The organism is Polaromonas sp. P1_G2 (assembly GCF_056405515.1).
This window is the reverse complement of record NZ_JBFUBY010001147.1, coordinates 1-451: the sequence shown is the minus strand read 5'-3', so window position 1 is coordinate 451 and position 451 is coordinate 1. Positions and strand designations below refer to the sequence as shown.

The following is a 451-nucleotide window of genomic DNA, read 5'->3' as shown; positions in this document are numbered from 1 at the left end:
CGATAATATTTCCCGAACCGCCGGTGTGCGCTGAAGAATTGCCAACCTCCAGGGCGGCGTGGCCGCCGTCTTCAAGGATCGAGCCATTGATGATAAAATCGCGGGACGAGGCTGTCCCGGTGGCGTCGATGGCGTCCGTGCCGCTGACGGCTAGGGTAAATCCCCCCTCAAGCAGCCATGTGTCGTTTGCTGATGACGCGTTCACTTGGCTCATTAGGCCGTTTGCAATCTTGAAAATGGTCATGGAGATTCCTCGAAACTTTGATTTCAACTTTTTGTTGCGTTGAAACGAAAACCAATCCGTGGTTCGTTTTGCAAATATTTAACGCGTGTAAAATGGCCTCGCATGAACCATATGGGCTATACGTGGAAAAATATTTCCGCGGTGCCTGATTGAATAATTTGGCGTTCAAAGCGTCTGTAAACGTGATTTTACTGGGGAGATCATAGT

The 451-nt window shown here is 49.4% G+C and carries 1 protein-coding gene; it reads right to left on the bottom strand.

The window, feature by feature from the left end; translation table 11 throughout:
- A partial coding sequence (locus AC1D0P_RS29485) for a hypothetical protein (RefSeq protein WP_477679975.1) occupies nucleotides 1-244 on the bottom strand: 244 nt, incomplete at its 3' end.
- Between the last annotated feature and the right edge of the window lie 207 nt (nucleotides 245-451).